This is a genomic window from Catenulispora acidiphila DSM 44928 (assembly GCF_000024025.1).
Lineage (GTDB): Bacteria > Actinomycetota > Actinomycetes > Streptomycetales > Catenulisporaceae > Catenulispora > Catenulispora acidiphila.
This window is the reverse complement of the sequence record NC_013131.1, coordinates 1232301-1247916: the sequence shown is the minus strand read 5'-3', so window position 1 is coordinate 1247916 and position 15616 is coordinate 1232301. Positions and strand designations below refer to the sequence as shown.

Sequence of the window (15616 nt, the reverse complement as noted above, 5' to 3'; positions counted from 1 at the left end):
CGTGTACTGCTCGATGGATCCGGCTTCAGGGCATGGACGGCCAGCAACGCCGGCGCACTATGCGCTGCACGCTCTCCAGCGTCTCGCAGCCCAGCGCCTCGGCAGCGGCATCGGCGCAGACCCGCGCGTCCAGACGGCGGATGCGGACGCGCGTCTCGTCCAGCGCGGCGGGGGCGACCGAGAGCACGTCGCAGCCCAAGGCGATCAACAGCGGGATGACAAGGGGATGCGCGGCGGCGTCGCCGCACACTGATACCCGGATGCCGTGCCGATGCGCCGCCTGCACGGTGCGCGCGATGGCGCCGAGCACCTGCGGATGCGCCGCGAGCGCTGGCGACACCGCCGGATCGCGCCGGTCCAGGCGCAGGATCTGGCTGGTCAGGTCGTTGCTGCCGATGGAGAAGAAGGCAGCCGCCTGGGCCAGGTCGTCGGCGATGGCGACCGCCTCGGGCAGCTCGATCATCGCGCCGATCGGCGGCGGCGCGACGCCCATGTCCGCGGCGACGTCGGCGAGAGTCTTCGCGCAGGCTGCGAGTTCCGCGACCGTGGCTACCATCGGAATCATGATGCGCAGGTCGCACGCAGCGCCGGTGGTGAGGATCGCGCGGAACTGATGCGCGAACGCCTGCGGGTCGGCGAGCATGTGCGGCAGACCTCGGCCCAGGTGTCCGTCGACAGCCTGGTCGGCGAGGAACGGCGGGAACTTGTCGTCGGCGAAGTCCAGCGTGCGCACCGTCACCGGCTGTCCGGCGAGCTTGCCGAGGATCGGCCGGAGTACGGCAGCATGCTGATCCACCGTCGGCCACGCGCGCGCGTCCAGGAACGGCAGCTCGGTACGCAGCAGCCCCACGCCGTCGGCGTTGGCGGCGTTCGCTGCCTTGGCCTCGATCGACGCGGCGACGTTGGCACGCAAGGCGACCGCTCGTCCATCAAGGGTCTGAGACGGCAGATCCCGTTCTGCGGCAAGGATTTCGCGGCGCCGGCGCGCTGCGTCCATCACCGCGACAGCGGCTTCCCGTTCCTCCGCCTCGGGATACACGGTGACGCTGGAGCGCTCGGCGTCGATCAGGACCTCGGTACCGTCCGGGTGGTTCACCACCTCCGGATCGATACCCAGGATCAGCGGAATCCCCAGCGAGCGCGCGATGATCGAGGCATGGCTGTTGGGTCCGCCGATGACGGAGACCGCGGCGACGACCAGTTCGCCGTACTCCAGCAGGTCCGCGGCGCCGATCTCCTGCGCGACCAGCACGACCGGGCCCTCGGGCGTCGCGACCTTCACGCCGGCGAGGTGCGCGAGGACTCGGCGTCCGACCTGACGGACGTCGGCGGCGCGTTCGGCCAGGGTCGGATCGTCCAAGGACGCGAGCAGCGTGGCGTACTCGTTCACGGCTTGCCCGACCGCGTCCGAGACCGGCTGCCCGGTACCCAGATGTTGCAGAGCCGCGCCGCGCAGCTCTTGGTCCTGCGCGATGTAGCCGTTGACCTCGACGATGTCGGCCATGTCGGTCTGTCCGGAGGCGCGCAGCGTCTGCGAAAGCTCGGCCAGCTGCGCCGCCACCGCGTCGAAGGCATCGGTGACCTCTGCGATCGGGTCGCTGTCCCGGTCCCCGCCAGGGTCACGCGACGCAGCCACGGCAGGCGCCAGATCCGTATGGTGCAGCACGCCCAGAGCCGTACCGGTGGAAGCGGACTGTCCGACGAAGGTCAACCGGGTCACGACTGCAGCACCTCGGCAAGGGCTCGGAAGACCAGCGCGGTGGAGGTGGCGCCGGGATCCTGGTGTCCGATGCTGCGTGCGCCCAAGTAGGAAGCGCGTCCCTTGCGGGCCTGCAAGGGAGTGGTGTCCTGCATGCCGGTCTCAGCGGCTGCCGCAGCCTTCTCCGCGGCCGCGGCGTCGCTCTCGCCGGCGCGCGCGGCGGCGCCGAACGCATCGAGTGCGGGCACGAGGGCGTCGACCATCGTCTTGTCACCGGGCACCGCGGCGCCGAGCTTCTGCACGCCGGCGAGTCCGGCGTCGAAGGCCGCCGAAAGCTGCTCGGCGTCGGCGGTCGGTCCGGACAACTGCTTGCCGGCGTTGCGGAAGAACGTCCCGTACAACGGACCGGCGGCGCCGCCGACCTTCGAGATCAGCGTGGTCCCGGTCTTGACGAGCACGTCGCCGACGCCGACCGCCTCGTAGCCGTCCAGGGCGGCCACGACGGCGGTGAAGCCGCGCTGCATGTTCACGCCGTGGTCGGCGTCGCCGATGGCCGAGTCCAGCTGGGTCAGGTGGTCCTTGTGCTGGTCCATCGCCGCGGCTATGGCCTGCACCCAGGCCCGGGTGAGGTGGATGTCCACCGGTCGGCTCCTTGCTCTGTCGGGCGGGTCCGGGGCGGTGCCCGGACCCGCGCTTCCGTTCCGCTTCGGTCTGCTTCGGTCTGCTTCGGTCTGCGTCTGCTTCGATCGTCGCGCCGGGGTCGGCTCAGGCGCCCCAGCGCAGCGCCGGGGTGTTCACCGGCGCGTCCCACAAGGCAAGCATCTGCGCGTCGGCCTTGCACACGGTCAGCGACACGCCCGCCATCTCCAGGCTGGTGATGTAGTTCCCGACCAGGTTGCGCGCGATCTGGACGCCGCGCTCGGCGAAGTACGCGGCAACCTCCGCGTAGGCGACGTACAGCTCGATCAATGGGGTGCCGCCGAGGCCGTTGACCATGACGATGGTCTGGTCGCCGGCGGCCAGCGGCTGGTCGGCGAAGATGGCGTCGAGCGAGCGCGCGACGATCGCCGAGGCCGGCTCGAGCTTCTCGCGGCTGCGGCCGGGCTCGCCGTGGATGCCGACGCCGACCTCCATCTCGTCCTCGGCGAGGTCGAAGCCGGGCTTGCCGGCCGCGGGCGTGGTGCACGCGGTCAGCGCCACGGCGAAGCTGCGGGAGGCGGCGTTCACCCGGCGGCCGATCTCGGCGACCTCGGCCAGGTCGGCGCCCTGTTCGGCGAGCGCCCCGGCGATCTTCTCGACGAAGACGGTCGCGCCGGTCCCGCGGCGTCCGGCGGTCCAGGTGGAGTCCTTGACCGCGACGTCGTCGTCGACCAGGATGGTGGCGACCTCGATGCCGTCGTCCCCGGCCAGTTCGGCGGCCATCTCGAAGTTCATGACGTCGCCGGTGTAGTTCTTCACGATGAACACCACGCCGGCGCCGCCGTTCACCGCCTGCGCCGCCGCCAGCATCTGGTCCGGGACCGGCGAGGTGAAGACCTCCCCGGGACAGGCGGCGTGCAGCATGCCGGGACCGACGAAGCCGCCGTGCAGCGGTTCGTGGCCCGAGCCGCCGCCGGAGATCAGCGCGACCCTGCCGACCGAGGGCCCGCCGGCGCGGGTGATGACGCGCGCCTCGGTGTCGACGTGCAGCGCGGGGTGGGCCGCCGCGACACCGGCGAGCGCGTCGCCGAGGACGGAATCGGGAGAGTTGATCAGCTTCTTCATGCCGGGACTCCTTCGGAGGGCACTGCGACGGACGAAGCGGAGGGGGCGGTCGGGGCAATCGGGGCGGCCGCGCGCCGGGCGTTGAGCGCGACGTAGACGAAGCCCGCTGCCACACCGGCGAGTATCTCCGCGCTCAGGTAGACCCAAAGCTGGTTCCAGTGCACGGTCGTGCCATAGAACTGGCCCATGAGCATCGGTCCGATGGTGCGGGCCGGGTTGATGGACGCGCCGGTCGCCGGGGCGATCGGGATGATGATCGCGAACACCGCCAGGCCGATCGCCAAACCCGCGAACGAGCTCTGCGCGCGGCTGTCCACCGCCGCGCCGAACACGACGAACACCAGGATCCCGGTGCCGATCGCCTCGGCGAGGAACGCCCGGCCGGTGCCGACGCCGGAGCCGTAGGAGGCGATGCCCAGGCCCGCGTCGACCGCCTTGTGACCGAGCACGCCGACGATCGCCCATGCACCGAGTGTCGCCCCCGCGACCTGTGCGGCGATATAGCCGGGCACGTCGCGCCAGGTCAGCTTGCCGGTGGCGGCCAGCGCGAGGGTGACGGCGGGGTTGATCTGGCAGCCGGAGACGTGCCCGAGGGTGTAGACCATCGCGACCACGGCCATGGCGAACGCGAAGGAGATCATGCCGAGTTCGGCCATGGTGAACGGGGCGGTGCCGCCGAGGATGAGGGTGGCGGGAACGGAGCCGACACCGATGAAGACCAGGACCGCCGTGCCGATCAGCTCCGCGAGGAGCTTTTGGGGGAACGTGTTTCCCGCGGTTTCCGCGTTCGCTGTGTTCGCTGTGTTCGCTGTGTTCTCTGCGTTTTCTGCCATGGTCCGCCCGACCGGGAGCCGGCGGGCGTCTCACCTCCTCCGAGGCGACGGGAGCGGGACGGGATGGCTTGGTGCGGTGCCATGGGTGCCGCGGCAGGGTGGGAACGGGTCTCCCAGCGCCTCGCGACTAAAGCTTTACGCGGCTGACTTGTGTTCGTCATCACTGAACGATGTTCGGAAGCTAGACCCGGCATCCGGCGGTGTCAAGAGATCGAGGACCGCGGAGCTGTCGATCCGCGGGCGATCGGTGCCGGTCAGGGACGCGGGACCCGCGCGCTCCCACGTCCCGCGCCGAGCTCCCGCGAGATCTGCCGGGCGACCTCGCGTACGGCGACGATATGGTCCTGACGTGCGCTGTCGTCCAGGACGCGCTCGACCGGGCCGATGATGCCGATGGCTCCGGCGACCCCGGTGCGGTCGAAGACCGGCGCGGCGATCCCGGCGTCGCCCAGCGCCGATTCCTGGTTCTCCAGCGCGTGGCCGGTGCGCCCGACCTCGTCCAACTGGCGGGACAGCGCGGCGGGGTCGGTGACGCTGGCGCCGGTGAGCGCCGGCAGGTCGCCGTCCAGCAAAGCCTTGCGCTGCTCGGGCGGCAGGAACGCGACGGTCGCCTTGCCGAGCGCGCAGGTGTTCCAGGGGATGCTGGCGCCGACCTCGAGGATCTGGACGACACCTTCGGGACGGAACGCGTGGTGCACGACGAAGACGTGATCGCCGGTCAGCACCGTCACCCAGACGGCCTCGTCAGCCCGGGTGGCGAGGGTGTCGGCCCAGCTCAGCGAGCGTGCGCGCAGCTCCTGCGTCTCCAGATAGGCGTTGCCGAGCAGCAGCAGTCCCGGGCCCAACTGGTAGCGGCCGGTCTCGGAGTCCTGGACCACCAGGCCCTCGCCCTCGAGCGTGCGCAGCAGGGCATGCACGGTGGGCTTGGCGACGCCGACACGCTCGGCCAGCTCGGTCACGCCCAGCCGCGGACCACCGGCGGCGAGCTCCCGCAGGACACGCACCGCACGCTGCACCGACTGCACCATCGCCAGAACCCTCGCATTCGGTATTGATGAACAGCGTTCCGAGATCTACCATCACTGTTCATGAACCAGTCCCCCGGCATCGTACTCGTGTCCCACAGCGCCAACCTGGCAGCGGGCCTGCGAGAACTCTTGACGCAGATCGCCTCCGACCGCGTCCCGGTGGCCATAGCCGGCGGCACCGACGACGGCGAACTCGGCACCAGCTACGAGCGCATCGCCGCCGCCATCGCCGAAGCAGACCGCGGCGCCGGCGTGATCGTCCTGCCCGACCTGGGCAGCTCGGTCCTGACCACCCTCACCGTCCTCGAGGACGACCCCCGCCCCGACGTCCTCCTCGTCGATGCCCCCTTCGTCGAAGGCGCCGTGGCCGCCGCCGTCACCGCCGCCGCCGGCGCCGACCTCGCCGCGGTCGCCGAGGCGGCACGTCAGGCACGCGGGATCGCGAAGCTGGGCGGGTCGGAGCTCGAAGACGCGGTGCCGCCGACGCCTCAAGACGCGCCCGCGACCAACAGCGCCGAGACCGCGACGTCCGAAGTAACCCTCCCGGCCACCCTGCACGCTCGCCCCGCCGGCCGCCTAGCTCAGGAAGCCGCGAAGTTCACCAGCACCATCCGCCTCGAATACGGCGGCAAAACGGTCAACCCCACCGGCGTCCTGACCGTGATGAGCCTCGGCGCCACCGCCGGCGGCACAGTCACCGTCCACGCCGAAGGACCCGACGCCGACGCGGCGGTCGAAACGCTCGCCGCGATCCTCGCCGAGGTGGAGTAGCAGAGTAGGCCGAGTAAGCCGAGTAAGCCGAGCAAAAGAAAGCGCTGCTCAGTACTCCCCCGCAAGCCCCGCCCGCACGACCTCCGCGACCTGTCGCCGGTGCTTCACCACGAAGTCGCGGTCGCCGTCGATCACGCGGATCCGGAACCGGCCGGTGTGCAGCTCGCGCCACAGAGCCAGATCCAACGGCGAGACGTCCTCGTCGGCTCCGGTAAGGACGGTCAGGCGGCAGGGCAGCGGGGCGCCCGGGACGAATTCGTACGTCTCGCACAAACGGAAGTCCGCGCGAAGTGTCGGCAGCAGCAAACTGAGAAACGCGGACTCCTTCGGCGCGCCCTCGCGGAATCCGTTAAGGGAAACCACTGCATGCCGGAATTCGGGCTCTGGCAGATTGCTGACATACCGGGCTCTATATGGAGCATGCGGTGCGCCGTGCGCTGAGGCGAACAGATGGAGTGGTGCGGGCGCTCCTTGTGCCACCAAGCGCCGGGCTGCCTCGAAGGCGATCAGTGCGCCCATGCTGTGTCCGAACAGCGCGTATGGGCCGTCCACGGCGTCTGCCAGGACCGGGACCAGCTCGTCGAGCAGCTCGTCCAGGCTTTCGTGGGCTCGGTCGCGGATGCGGTCCTCGCGGCCGGGGAGTTGGACGGCGGTCACCTCGACGCCTGGGCCGAGGAGTTCCGGCCAGCCGCGGAAGGTGGTGGCGCCGGCTCCGACGTCGGGGAGGCAGAAGAGCCTGATGCCGCCGGTGCGGCGGTTCAGGTGGCGGAGCCATCGGGCCTGGTCGGCGGTGGTGTCGGAGGGGGCAGAGGGCGCCGACGGGGTGGGGGCGGCGGCGGTGTTCGCGGTGGTGTTCGCGCTCTTCGCGGGCGTGCCGACTGCTGAGGTGAGGCCCGTGGTGGTGCCGGTGGCGGTCATGGTCATCAGGCCGCCACGAGCTCGTGCGGCCCGACCAGAGGCCCGCTCCACGTCGGCCGGGTCGACCGGATCTCGCCGGCGGCACGCACGGTGGCGCGGCCGGATGTGTCGTGACCTGTGCAGACGGGCATGTCAGACTCCTCGGGGCCGGATCAGACGGGCGCCGGGCGGACTTTCTGGGCACCGAGCGTGTGGCGACGGGATAGGGGTAAATGGTGGTGCCGACGCCCGAAGCGGCGACCGCGCAGACCCAGTGAAGTGCGGATCGACCGGCGGCGCATCGGTACAACTACTGGACCTCACCACGGCCCGGATCTAGGTAGTTGTGCCAAGAGCTCTGATATGCCTAGCGGTGGACTCCGTGCGATATGAGTCACAAGCTGGTGAACCCCGCCATGCCACGAACCGTTTTGCTAAGACTGCTGACATATGGTGACGGCGAATCAGTGGACTACATTTGCTGTAGATCGTTCCAGGAGGCCCCATGCCCACAGCCCGAGATCGCAGCACCGCAGACCGCCCACGCCAGGTGATAGGCAGGACCGCCGAGGTCAGCGCACTGGACGGTGCCCTGAACCAACTCCGGGCGGGCCGCGGACGGGCGATCGCGTTGGCCGGCGAGCCGGGCATAGGGAAAAGCACTCTGGTCACCTACCTCGCAGCCCGCGCCCGCGCGGCCGGAATCCAAGTCCTGGGACCGGCTTTCTGCGACACGATCGCGGCCACCGCGACCACCTCAGCCGACGCCGGCGCAGCCGCGAACGCGAACGCACACACAAACGCGAATTCGAACAGAAACGCGAACGGCGTCGCCCGCGCCGACGCCAGGACCAAACCGAAGTCCCGCGACGCCGTGGTCATAGCCGCCGACGAGCTCCACCGCATATCCCCGCACCACCTGCCCGCCCTGGAACGCCTCATCTGGTCGGCCGCCGACGCCCCGACCCTCCTGCTCCTGGCCTACCGCCGACGCCAGCTCGCCCCGGCGGTGGCCGCCGCCGTCTCCCGCGCCGAGGCCGCGGACCTGCTCGACGTCTGGGAACTGGGCCCGCTGTCCAAGGACGAGGCCCGCGAACTCGTCGGCGACCTGCCGAACCTCGACGCCGTCCACGGCGCGTCCGGCGGCAACCCGCAGTACCTCAGGATCCTGAGCGCCGACGGCGACCCGCACGCCGACGCCGCCCGCGCCGTCGTCGGAGAACTCGCCGACCTGGACCCCAGAACCCTGACCACGCTGCAAACCCTCGCCGTCCTCAGGGAACCGTCGCACCCGCAGCTGATCGCCGCCGTCGCCGAACTCTCTGCCGCCGAAGCCCTCGACGCCCTGGACTCCCTGACCCGGCTCGACATCGTCCGCACGACCGGCACGATCGCCCGCTTCGCCATCCGCCACCCCGCGGTCGGCGAGGTCGTCTACCGCCGCATCGACCCCGGCTCGCGCATCGCGATCCACCTGCGTGCCGAAAGCGTGCTGGCCAGCCAGTCCGCGCCGATCGCCCGCCGCGCCTACCACCTCACGCACGCCGCCGACCCCAGCCGCCCGGAGCACACAGCGACCCTGATCACCGCTGCCCGCCTCAGCATCCACACGGCTCCCGCCGACGCCGCGAGGTACCTCCAGGCGGCGCTCCCGCAGCTTCCGGAGGACTCCCCGGAGTGGCGCGAGATCCAGGTCCTCCTGGCTCGCGCACGCCTGCTGACCGGACAAGCCTCCGAAGGCCGCACCCTGCTGCACGCGCTGACCGCGATGGTGGACCAGCCCTCCGGCGACCTCACGGCAGTCGCCGTCGCCGGACGCCTCGAACGCCAACTCGGCCGGCTGTCCGAGTCCTCCGCGATCGTCCGCTCCGGCCTGGCAGCCGTCCCCGGCAACGACTCCTCGGCCGCCGCGCTGCACAGCATGCAAGCCGACAACGCCCTGGACCAAGGCGACTACGTGCGCGCCCAACTGCACGCCGACACCGCCGCCGCGCTGGCCCACGGCAGCCTCGATCTCGTCGGCGAGGCGCTGGCGAAGGCCCAGGCGGCGCTCGCCTACCTGTCCTCCGACGACCTCGACGCCGCCGAGACCTCCCTGACCCAGGCTGCCGAACTCGTCGACGCCGCCTCGGACGCCGCACTGTTGAAGAACCTCGAGGCCGTCTACCAACTCGGCCTGAGCGAATCGATGATGTCCCGGCTCGCCGACGCCGAACGCCACCTGATCCGCGGCGCGTCGCTGTCCCGGCACAGCGGACAGAACTACGTCCTGCCGATGATCTTGAAATCCCTGGCGGACACCCAAGTCCGCGCCGGCAGCGTGAAACGCGCCCTGGTCACCCTCGACGAGGCCGACGTGTACGTCGAGAGCGCCGAGAACCCGGCGACCAAGGCCATCCTCGCGATCATCCGCGCGCTGGCCCTGTTGTTCACCGGCGTCAGCGACGCGCCGCAACAAGCCCTCGCCTGGGCCGACCGCGCCGTGGCCTGGGCCGAGGGCAGCACCACCGTGTGGGCGGTCGTGGTCCGCTGCCGCCGCGCCGAGATCGTCCTGGCGGCCGGCGACCCGTCCCGCGCGGGACGGTTGCTGCTGGAGGCAGTGGGCGGCCCGGACATGCCCAACCTGATCGCCGCTCGCAAGACAAGGTCCTGCGACACCCTCACCGAGGTGGCGATGTACGAGAACGACCACGCGGCCGCCGACCGCTGGGCCGAACTCGCCGAGAACTCGCTCGAACGCATCTCCTCTCCCAGCAACAGAGCCTTCGCCTTCCGCGCCCGCATGCGCGCCCAGACGATGAACGACGACCTCAAAGCCGCCCTCGCCAGCGCCCAGCAAGCCATCGAGAGCTTCACAGCGAGCGGCGAGCGCATCGAGATCTGCCGAACCCTGTCGGCGGCAGCCGCGCTCGCAGCAGCCCTCGGAGACCACAAGCAGGCCCAGGAATGGCTCGACCGCGCCGCCAGCCTGGCCGAGCAGTGCGAGGCGACCCTGTTGATCAGCGAGACGACCAGGCAGCGCACCCGCCTCACCGAGAAGGTGGCCGAGCGGGAAGCGACAGACGCCCTGGCCGGACTGACCGCGCGCGAGCGCGAGATCGCCGCCCTGGCGAGCACCGGCGTCACGAGCGGGCAGATCGCCGAAACGCTCTTCCTGAGCCGCCGGACGGTCGACGCCCACCTCGGCCAGATCTACCGGAAGCTGGGGGTGTCGAGCCGGGCGGCGCTGATCCGGACGGTCCTGGACGCCGAGGCGCGGAGCTGATCCGAACGGCCGTCGCCAGTTCAGCCCGGCTCGCCCTCACGTCGTAGCCTCGGCCCATGACCGACCACGCCCTCGTCCCCGACGACTTCATCGTCCCCACGGAGCTGATCACCCCGCGGTTCCGGCTGGAACCGCTGGGCCCGCAGCACAACGCCGCCGACCACGCCGCCTGGACCTCCAGCATCGAGCACATCAAGGCCAGCCCGGGCTTCGCGGACTGGAGCTGGCCGCCCGCCGACGGAATGAGCCTGGAGGCGAACCTGGCCGACCTGGAACGCCACGCCGCCGACTTCGTCCACCGCCGCGGCTTCACCTACACGGTGCTCGACACCGCCGACGGCGACGTCATCGGCTGCGTCTACATCTACCCCCTGCGCAGCGACAACCGCGTCACCGACGTGCACTCCTGGGTCCGCGCCAGCCACGCCGAGCTGGACGAGCCCTTGTACACAGCGGTCTCGACCTGGCTGACCGACGACTGGCCGCTGGGAGAGCTCAACTACCAGGCCCGCCCCTGACAGCCGCCGTCTCGGTCCGCATCTCGGCGACGAACCCGGTCGTGTGGGTGCCCGCACGGTGCGCGGGATGGGCGAGGATCTCGCGCAGGAAGCCGATAGTCGTCCGAAGTCCCTGTCCTTCGACGCGGAACTCGCCGAGAGCGCGGTCCATGCGGGCTATCGCCTGTTCGCGATCCGGCGCCCACACGACCGTCTTGGCCAGCAGCGAGTCGTAGTCCGGGCCCATCAGCCAGCCGGGATACGCGTGCGAATCCACGCGGACGAAGGGTCCGCCGGGTGGCATGAACTCGGTGAGCAGCCCGGGGGTCGGTGCGAAGTTCCGCTCCGGGTCCTCGGCGTTCACCCGGCTCTCGATCGACCAACCGCGCGGCGCGAGGTCTTCCTGACGGACGCTCAGCGGACGCCCGGCCGCGATGAGCAGCTGCTCCCGCACCAAATCAATCCCCGTACTCATCTCGGTGACCGGATGCTCCACCTGCAGGCGGCAGTTCACCTCCATGAGGTGGAACGAGCCGTCGGAGGACACCACGAACTCGAAGGTCGCCGCCCCGACGTAGCCGACGGCCAGCGCGCCGCGCACGGCTGCGGCGCACATCTGCTGGCGAAGCTCGTCGGGCAGATTCGGCGCCGGCGCTTCCTCGATCAGCTTCTGATAGCGGCGCTGGACGGAGCAGTCCCGCTCGCCGAGATGGACCGCGCCGCCGTGACGGTCGCACAACACCTGCACCTCGATATGGCGCGCGTCCTCGACGAAGCGCTCTATATATAGGCGCTCATCGCCGAAGACTGCACGAGCGTGTGCGCACGTCTCGCGGTAAGCCTGCGTCAGCTGATCGGCGGCGCGCACCACGGCGATCCCGCGGCCTCCGCCGCCGGCGACGGCCTTGAGGATCAACGGATATCCGATCCGCTCGGCGACCTTCCGTGCCTCCGCCAGACCGTTCACCGCGCCGGTGGAGCCCGGCAGCACCGGCAGCCCGGCCTCAGCCATCAGCCGCCGGGCCAAAGCCTTGTCGCCGAGCTTCTCGATGACGTGCGGCGGCGGACCGATGAACGTGACGCCGTGCGTCTGGCAGACCTCTGCGAAGTCCGGATCCTCGGACAGGAACCCGTAACCGGGGTGGATCGCGTCGGCGCCGGTGCGCAGTGCCGCCTCCATGATCGACGGCATGTGCAGGTAGCTGGCCTTCGCCGAAGGCGGGCCGATGTGGACGGACTCGTCCGCGAAACGCACCACCGCGGACTCCCGGTCCGCGGTGGAGTGCACTGCCACAGTGCGGATGCCCAGCTCCCGACAGGTTCGGGCGACGCGCAGGGCGATCTCACCCCGGTTGGCGATCAGCACGGTCTTGAACATGTCAGCGGCCACCGACCGATTCGACGGCGAGCAGCGGCTGCTGGAACTCCACCGAGCCGCCGTCGGGGACGAGGATCTCCCGCACGATCCCGGCGATGTGCGCCTCGACCGGGCTCATCATCTTCATCACCTCGAGGATCCCGATCTGCTGACCGGGCACGACGGTGTCGCCGACGGCCACGAACGGCGGGGCGCCGGGCTCCGGCGAGTGATAGAACGTGCCGATCATCGGGGCGCACACACGCTGCAGTCCGTCGTCGGCGACCGGCGGATCCGTGTGCGTGGCAGCCGATTCCGCCGCCTCGGTCGCACCGGGACCAGAGCCGTGGCTTCCGGAATCAGGACCACGATAAGGACCGGCACCGACCGCCGAGACGACCTTCGCCACCGGCGAGGGCCACTCGATCTCCAGCGCCGTCCCCAAGTGCTCCACCCGGATCCGGCTCGGCGCCTCCGTCCGGGTCCGCGCGAGATCGGCGATGTGGTGGCACATCGCCTCCAGGTCGGCCAGCTCCGCGCCGACCGCCGTGACCGCCGCGGGGCGCATCATGCCCGCCGAGTGCCTGCGCACCACGCCGTTCTTGGCGGACTCATCTCTGACCTCGGTGGTCACGGCCTGCTCCTCTCCTCGGGTTCCACCTGCTCGACCCCTTCGGTCCCGAAGCGGTGGAAACGGTCTCTGCGCTCGGCGATCAGCCGCTGCGGGTCCCAGGGAATCAGCTCTCGAAGAGTCGTCTTCAGAGCGCTCTCCAACAAGGTCGCCGCCCCGGCACAGTCCCGGTGCGCGCCGTCCGGCGGCTCGGGGACGACCCCGTCGACGATGCCGAGCCGCAGCAGATCGCCGGCTCGCACGCGCAACGCGGCGGCTGCCGTCGTCGCGGCTTCCGGCGCCTTCCACAGGATCGCGGCGCAGCCCTCCGGGCTGATCACCGAGTAGATCCCGTTGGCGCTGACCAGAACCCGGTCGGCGACGGCCAGGGCCAGCGCCCCGCCGCTGCCGCCCTCGCCGATCAGCACGGCGACGATCGGTACCGGCAACCGGGCCATCAGCCGCAGGTTCTCGGCGATGGCGACCGCCTGTCCGGCGCGTTCGGCATCAGGACCCGGATTCGCACCCGGCGTGTCGATGAGGGTGACGACCGGCATACCGAGCTTGGCGGCCATCCGCATCAGCCGCGCCGCCTTGCGGTACCCGGCGGGCGTCGCCATGCCGAACCGCCGGCGCCGCCGCTCGGTGAGATCGCGACCGCCCTTGTGGTGGCCGATCAGCATCACCGGGATGCCGGCGATCAAGCCGGTGCCGCCGACGATGGCCGGGCAGTCCTCGGCGAGGCGGTCGCCGTGCAGTTCCTGGAATTCGTCGACGACGTGCCGGATGTAGTCCGGCGTACTCGGACGCTCGGGATGCCGCGCCAGGCGGACCGTCTCCCAGGGCGCGAGTTCGGTCAGTTCCTCCGGCGCCCGCACGACCGATCCGACCGCGCCGGCAGCCGAGGGCGGGCTCTGGTCCGATCCGCGAAGACTCAGCAGCCGGCCCAGCGCCGACCGCAGACCGGCACGCGGGATGACGTCGTCGACCATCCCGTGGCGCAGCAGGAACTCAGCAGTCTGAAATCCCTCCGGAAGGCGTTCGCCGGTCGTCTGCTCGATCACCCGCGGTCCGGCGAAGCCCATCCGCGCGCCGGGCTCGGCGAAGATCACGTCGGCCAGCGTCGCGAACGAGGCCGCGACGCCGCCGTACGTCGGGTCGGTGATCAACGAGATCGTCAGGATCCCGGCCTCGTCCAACTCCGCGAACGCCTGCGCGGTCTTCGCCATCTGCATCAGCGACAGCGCGCCCTCCTGCATCCTGGCGCCGCCGGAGGCGGCCACCACCAGCAGCGGGACGCGGCGAGCGATGCTGGTCGCCGCGACCTGCGTGATCATCGCGCCGACCGCGCAGCCGAGACTGCCGCCGAGGAACCGGAAGTCCATCGCCGCGACGACGACCGGCTGCCCCTCGATCAGGCCGCTGGCACAGACCACGGCGTCGGACAGCCCGGTGTCCGCCCTGGCGTCCCGCAGCCGCTCCGGATAGGGTCGGCTGTCGACGAACTCCAGCGGGTCATGCACGGTGCGGCCGCCGAAGATGGGCTCGGCCGAACCGGGGTCCAGCAGCTGCTCGAGCCGCTCCGGCGCGGTCAGCCGACCGTGCCGCGAACACTCCGGGCAGACTTTCAGCATCCTGGCGAAGCGCTTCGCGTAGAGCAGTCCGGCGCAGCCCTCACACCGCACCCAATTCGGCGCGACAACGTCCGGCGGACCGTCGATGGCGGTCATGGCCAGTCCTCCTCTCGCGAAACTTCCGGAACAGCACGGTGGCGATCAGTGCGTTCAGCCCGAGCCAGCGCCGCGGTCCCAGCGATAGAACTCGCGCGCCATCGCGTCCTTCGGGTCGCGCCAGGTCTCCGGGTCGTACGCGTCCACGTACGCGGCCAGCCGCTCGCTGACCGCGCGGAACTCCGGATGTCCCTTGTGCCGGGCCACCTCCGGCCCGGCCGGCCGGTCGGACTCGATCAGGTGCAGATACACGTCGCCGAACTGGAACAGGCTGCGGCCGCGCACCCCGATGAGCTCCGGCAGCTCGCTCCGGTCGGAGTCGGCGAAGATGTCGGCGATGCCGTGCGCGGAGTCCGGCTTCATCCGCGCGACGATGAGAGTACGGTGCACGTCGCTCACACCTCCGCCGCGCGCTTCTCGACCTTCTCGCGGATCAGATCCATCTGGATGCGGGAGTTGTGGTTGATCCGCTGGGTCATGCCGTCGTCGTCGACCGGCGCGCTCGGCTTCATCGCGAAGTCCTGGACCCAGCGCATGCTGGTCCCCTCCGGGACCTCGCTGTACTCCCAGCGGATGTTCATGAACTCGAACGGACCGGTCTCGACCCGCTGCGCCCGGACGGCTTGCGCCTCGCGGTCGGTCTCGCGTTCGGAGACCCAGCTCCAGACCTGGCCGTTCTCGTCGGGGTGCATCGTCAGCCGGAAGCGCGTGCGCTCGCCGGTGCGGTCCAGCACTTCCACCGAGGCGTACTCGCTGAACAGCGAAGGCCAGTTCTCCAGATCGTTGGTGACCTGCCACACCAGATCCAGCGGAGCGTTGATGACGACGGTGTTGTCGGTGTGCCCGGGCATCTCAGGAGCCTTTCTTCAGGGAGAGGTTGACGGTGTTCAGGAATTCGGCGGAGGACTTGGCGGACTCGGCAGCCGTCATCGACAGGCCGTGGCGGTTCTCCAACTCCCCGACGACGGCCAGCAGGCCCAGAGAGTCCACGCCGAAGTCCTCGAACGTGGCGCCCGGCCGGTCCAGGTCGATCGGGTCGATCGTGACGCCGGCCTTCTGCTTCAAGAGCGTGGCGAGGTCGTTGGAGGTCAGTTCGACAGACAAGGGATCGCTCCTCGGTCGGGTCCCTGCCGGGACGCTTGTCGGGTCCATCTGGCTTGTCGGG

Annotated in this window: 16 protein-coding genes; 3 read left to right on the top strand and 13 right to left on the bottom strand. The window is 70.5% G+C overall.

Annotated features, from left to right (window positions below; genetic code table 11):
- Positions 1 to 25: 25 nt before the first annotated feature.
- From CACI_RS05465 to CACI_RS05445, 5 genes are all read right to left on the bottom strand, one after another.
- Positions 26 to 1720, bottom strand: coding sequence for a putative PEP-binding protein (locus CACI_RS05465; RefSeq protein WP_012785323.1), 1695 nt, complete (start codon positions 1718 to 1720; stop codon positions 26 to 28).
- Positions 1717 to 2340 (bottom strand): dihydroxyacetone kinase subunit DhaL, encoded by a 624-nt coding sequence (gene dhaL, locus CACI_RS05460; RefSeq protein ID WP_012785322.1) that lies wholly within the window; start codon positions 2338 to 2340, stop codon positions 1717 to 1719. Before dhaL ends, CACI_RS05465 begins: the two co-directional genes overlap by 4 nt.
- 124 nt (positions 2341 to 2464) lie before the next feature.
- A complete protein-coding gene (gene dhaK / locus CACI_RS05455) occupies positions 2465 to 3463 on the bottom strand; it encodes a dihydroxyacetone kinase subunit DhaK (RefSeq protein ID WP_012785321.1) in 999 nt (332 codons plus the stop codon).
- Positions 3460 to 4296, bottom strand: a complete 837-nt coding sequence (locus tag CACI_RS05450) for an MIP/aquaporin family protein (protein ID WP_012785320.1) — start codon at positions 4294 to 4296, stop codon at positions 3460 to 3462. The genes dhaK and CACI_RS05450 overlap by 4 nt, the downstream gene beginning before the upstream one ends.
- A 254-nt stretch (positions 4297 to 4550) precedes the next feature.
- The gene (locus tag CACI_RS05445) at positions 4551 to 5324 is read right to left on the bottom strand and encodes an IclR family transcriptional regulator (protein ID WP_012785319.1); all 774 of its coding nucleotides are present in this window, start codon (positions 5322 to 5324) and stop codon (positions 4551 to 4553) included.
- A 60-nt stretch (positions 5325 to 5384) separates the two neighbouring features.
- Between CACI_RS05445 and dhaM the strand changes: the two genes are divergently transcribed.
- Positions 5385 to 6095, top strand: coding sequence for a dihydroxyacetone kinase phosphoryl donor subunit DhaM (dhaM, locus tag CACI_RS53825; protein WP_012785318.1), 711 nt, complete (start codon positions 5385 to 5387; stop codon positions 6093 to 6095).
- 48 nt (positions 6096 to 6143) lie between these two features.
- Here dhaM and CACI_RS05435 read toward each other — a convergent pair whose 3' ends face one another.
- Both CACI_RS05435 and CACI_RS53440 read right to left on the bottom strand, forming a co-directional pair.
- Complete coding sequence (locus CACI_RS05435) at positions 6144 to 7019, bottom strand: thioesterase II family protein (RefSeq protein ID WP_012785317.1); 876 nt, start codon at positions 7017 to 7019, stop codon at positions 6144 to 6146.
- Positions 7019 to 7144 carry a hypothetical protein gene (locus CACI_RS53440; protein WP_012785316.1) on the bottom strand — a complete coding sequence of 42 codons (126 nt, stop codon included), beginning with the start codon at positions 7142 to 7144 and terminating at the stop codon, positions 7019 to 7021. Before CACI_RS53440 ends, CACI_RS05435 begins: the two co-directional genes overlap by 1 nt.
- A 353-nt stretch (positions 7145 to 7497) precedes the next feature.
- Here CACI_RS53440 and CACI_RS05430 point away from each other — a divergent pair, with 353 nt between their 5' ends.
- Both CACI_RS05430 and CACI_RS05425 read left to right on the top strand, forming a co-directional pair.
- The gene (locus CACI_RS05430; RefSeq protein ID WP_012785315.1) at positions 7498 to 10257 is read left to right on the top strand and encodes a LuxR C-terminal-related transcriptional regulator; all 2760 of its coding nucleotides are present in this window, start codon (positions 7498 to 7500) and stop codon (positions 10255 to 10257) included.
- Positions 10258 to 10313: 56 nt separating this feature from the next.
- On the top strand, positions 10314 to 10775 hold the full coding sequence (locus CACI_RS05425; RefSeq protein ID WP_012785314.1) for a GNAT family N-acetyltransferase: 462 nt from the start codon (positions 10314 to 10316) through the stop codon (positions 10773 to 10775).
- Here the strand turns inward: CACI_RS05425 and CACI_RS05420 are convergent.
- The 6 genes from CACI_RS05420 to CACI_RS05395 are packed head-to-tail and all read right to left on the bottom strand — an operon-like array spanning position 10753 to position 15555.
- Positions 10753 to 12132, bottom strand: coding sequence for an acetyl-CoA carboxylase biotin carboxylase subunit (locus tag CACI_RS05420; protein WP_012785313.1), 1380 nt, complete (start codon positions 12130 to 12132; stop codon positions 10753 to 10755). The genes CACI_RS05425 and CACI_RS05420 overlap by 23 nt on opposite strands.
- A 1-nt stretch (position 12133) precedes the next feature.
- Positions 12134 to 12745 carry an acetyl-CoA carboxylase biotin carboxyl carrier protein gene (locus tag CACI_RS05415; RefSeq protein ID WP_012785312.1) on the bottom strand — a complete coding sequence of 204 codons (612 nt, stop codon included), beginning with the start codon at positions 12743 to 12745 and terminating at the stop codon, positions 12134 to 12136.
- Entirely contained in the window at positions 12742 to 14451 is a 1710-nt protein-coding gene (locus CACI_RS05410; protein WP_012785311.1) for an acetyl-CoA carboxylase carboxyl transferase subunit, read from the bottom strand. Before CACI_RS05410 ends, CACI_RS05415 begins: the two co-directional genes overlap by 4 nt.
- Before the next feature lie 54 nt (positions 14452 to 14505).
- Entirely contained in the window at positions 14506 to 14841 is a 336-nt protein-coding gene (locus CACI_RS05405; RefSeq protein WP_012785310.1) for a TcmI family type II polyketide cyclase, read from the bottom strand.
- Positions 14842 to 14846: 5 nt separating this feature from the next.
- The gene (locus tag CACI_RS05400; protein WP_012785309.1) at positions 14847 to 15302 is read right to left on the bottom strand and encodes an SRPBCC family protein; all 456 of its coding nucleotides are present in this window, start codon (positions 15300 to 15302) and stop codon (positions 14847 to 14849) included.
- Between the two features lies 1 nt (position 15303).
- Positions 15304 to 15555 (bottom strand): acyl carrier protein, encoded by a 252-nt coding sequence (locus CACI_RS05395; RefSeq protein WP_012785308.1) that lies wholly within the window; start codon positions 15553 to 15555, stop codon positions 15304 to 15306.
- Positions 15556 to 15616: the final 61 nt, after the last annotated feature.

Excerpts from the sequence above, each read along its gene's own strand:
- dhaK (WP_012785321.1), bottom strand. The coding sequence starts at position 3,463 with ATGAAGAAGCTGATCAACTCTCCCGATTCCGTCCTCGGCGACGCGCTC.
- CACI_RS05450 (WP_012785320.1), bottom strand. The coding sequence starts at position 4,296 with ATGGCAGAAAACGCAGAGAACACAGCGAACACAGCGAACACAGCGAAC.
- CACI_RS05445 (WP_012785319.1), bottom strand. The coding sequence starts at position 5,324 with ATGGTGCAGTCGGTGCAGCGTGCGGTGCGTGTCCTGCGGGAGCTCGCC.
- dhaM (WP_012785318.1), top strand. The coding sequence starts at position 5,385 with ATGAACCAGTCCCCCGGCATCGTACTCGTGTCCCACAGCGCCAACCTG.
- CACI_RS05435 (WP_012785317.1), bottom strand. The coding sequence starts at position 7,019 with ATGACCATGACCGCCACCGGCACCACCACGGGCCTCACCTCAGCAGTC.
- CACI_RS53440 (WP_012785316.1), bottom strand. The coding sequence starts at position 7,144 with ATGCCCGTCTGCACAGGTCACGACACATCCGGCCGCGCCACCGTGCGT.
- CACI_RS05430 (WP_012785315.1), top strand. The coding sequence starts at position 7,498 with ATGCCCACAGCCCGAGATCGCAGCACCGCAGACCGCCCACGCCAGGTG.
- CACI_RS05425 (WP_012785314.1), top strand. The coding sequence starts at position 10,314 with ATGACCGACCACGCCCTCGTCCCCGACGACTTCATCGTCCCCACGGAG.
- CACI_RS05420 (WP_012785313.1), bottom strand. The coding sequence starts at position 12,132 with ATGTTCAAGACCGTGCTGATCGCCAACCGGGGTGAGATCGCCCTGCGC.
- CACI_RS05410 (WP_012785311.1), bottom strand. The coding sequence starts at position 14,451 with ATGACCGCCATCGACGGTCCGCCGGACGTTGTCGCGCCGAATTGGGTG.
- CACI_RS05400 (WP_012785309.1), bottom strand. The coding sequence starts at position 15,302 with ATGCCCGGGCACACCGACAACACCGTCGTCATCAACGCTCCGCTGGAT.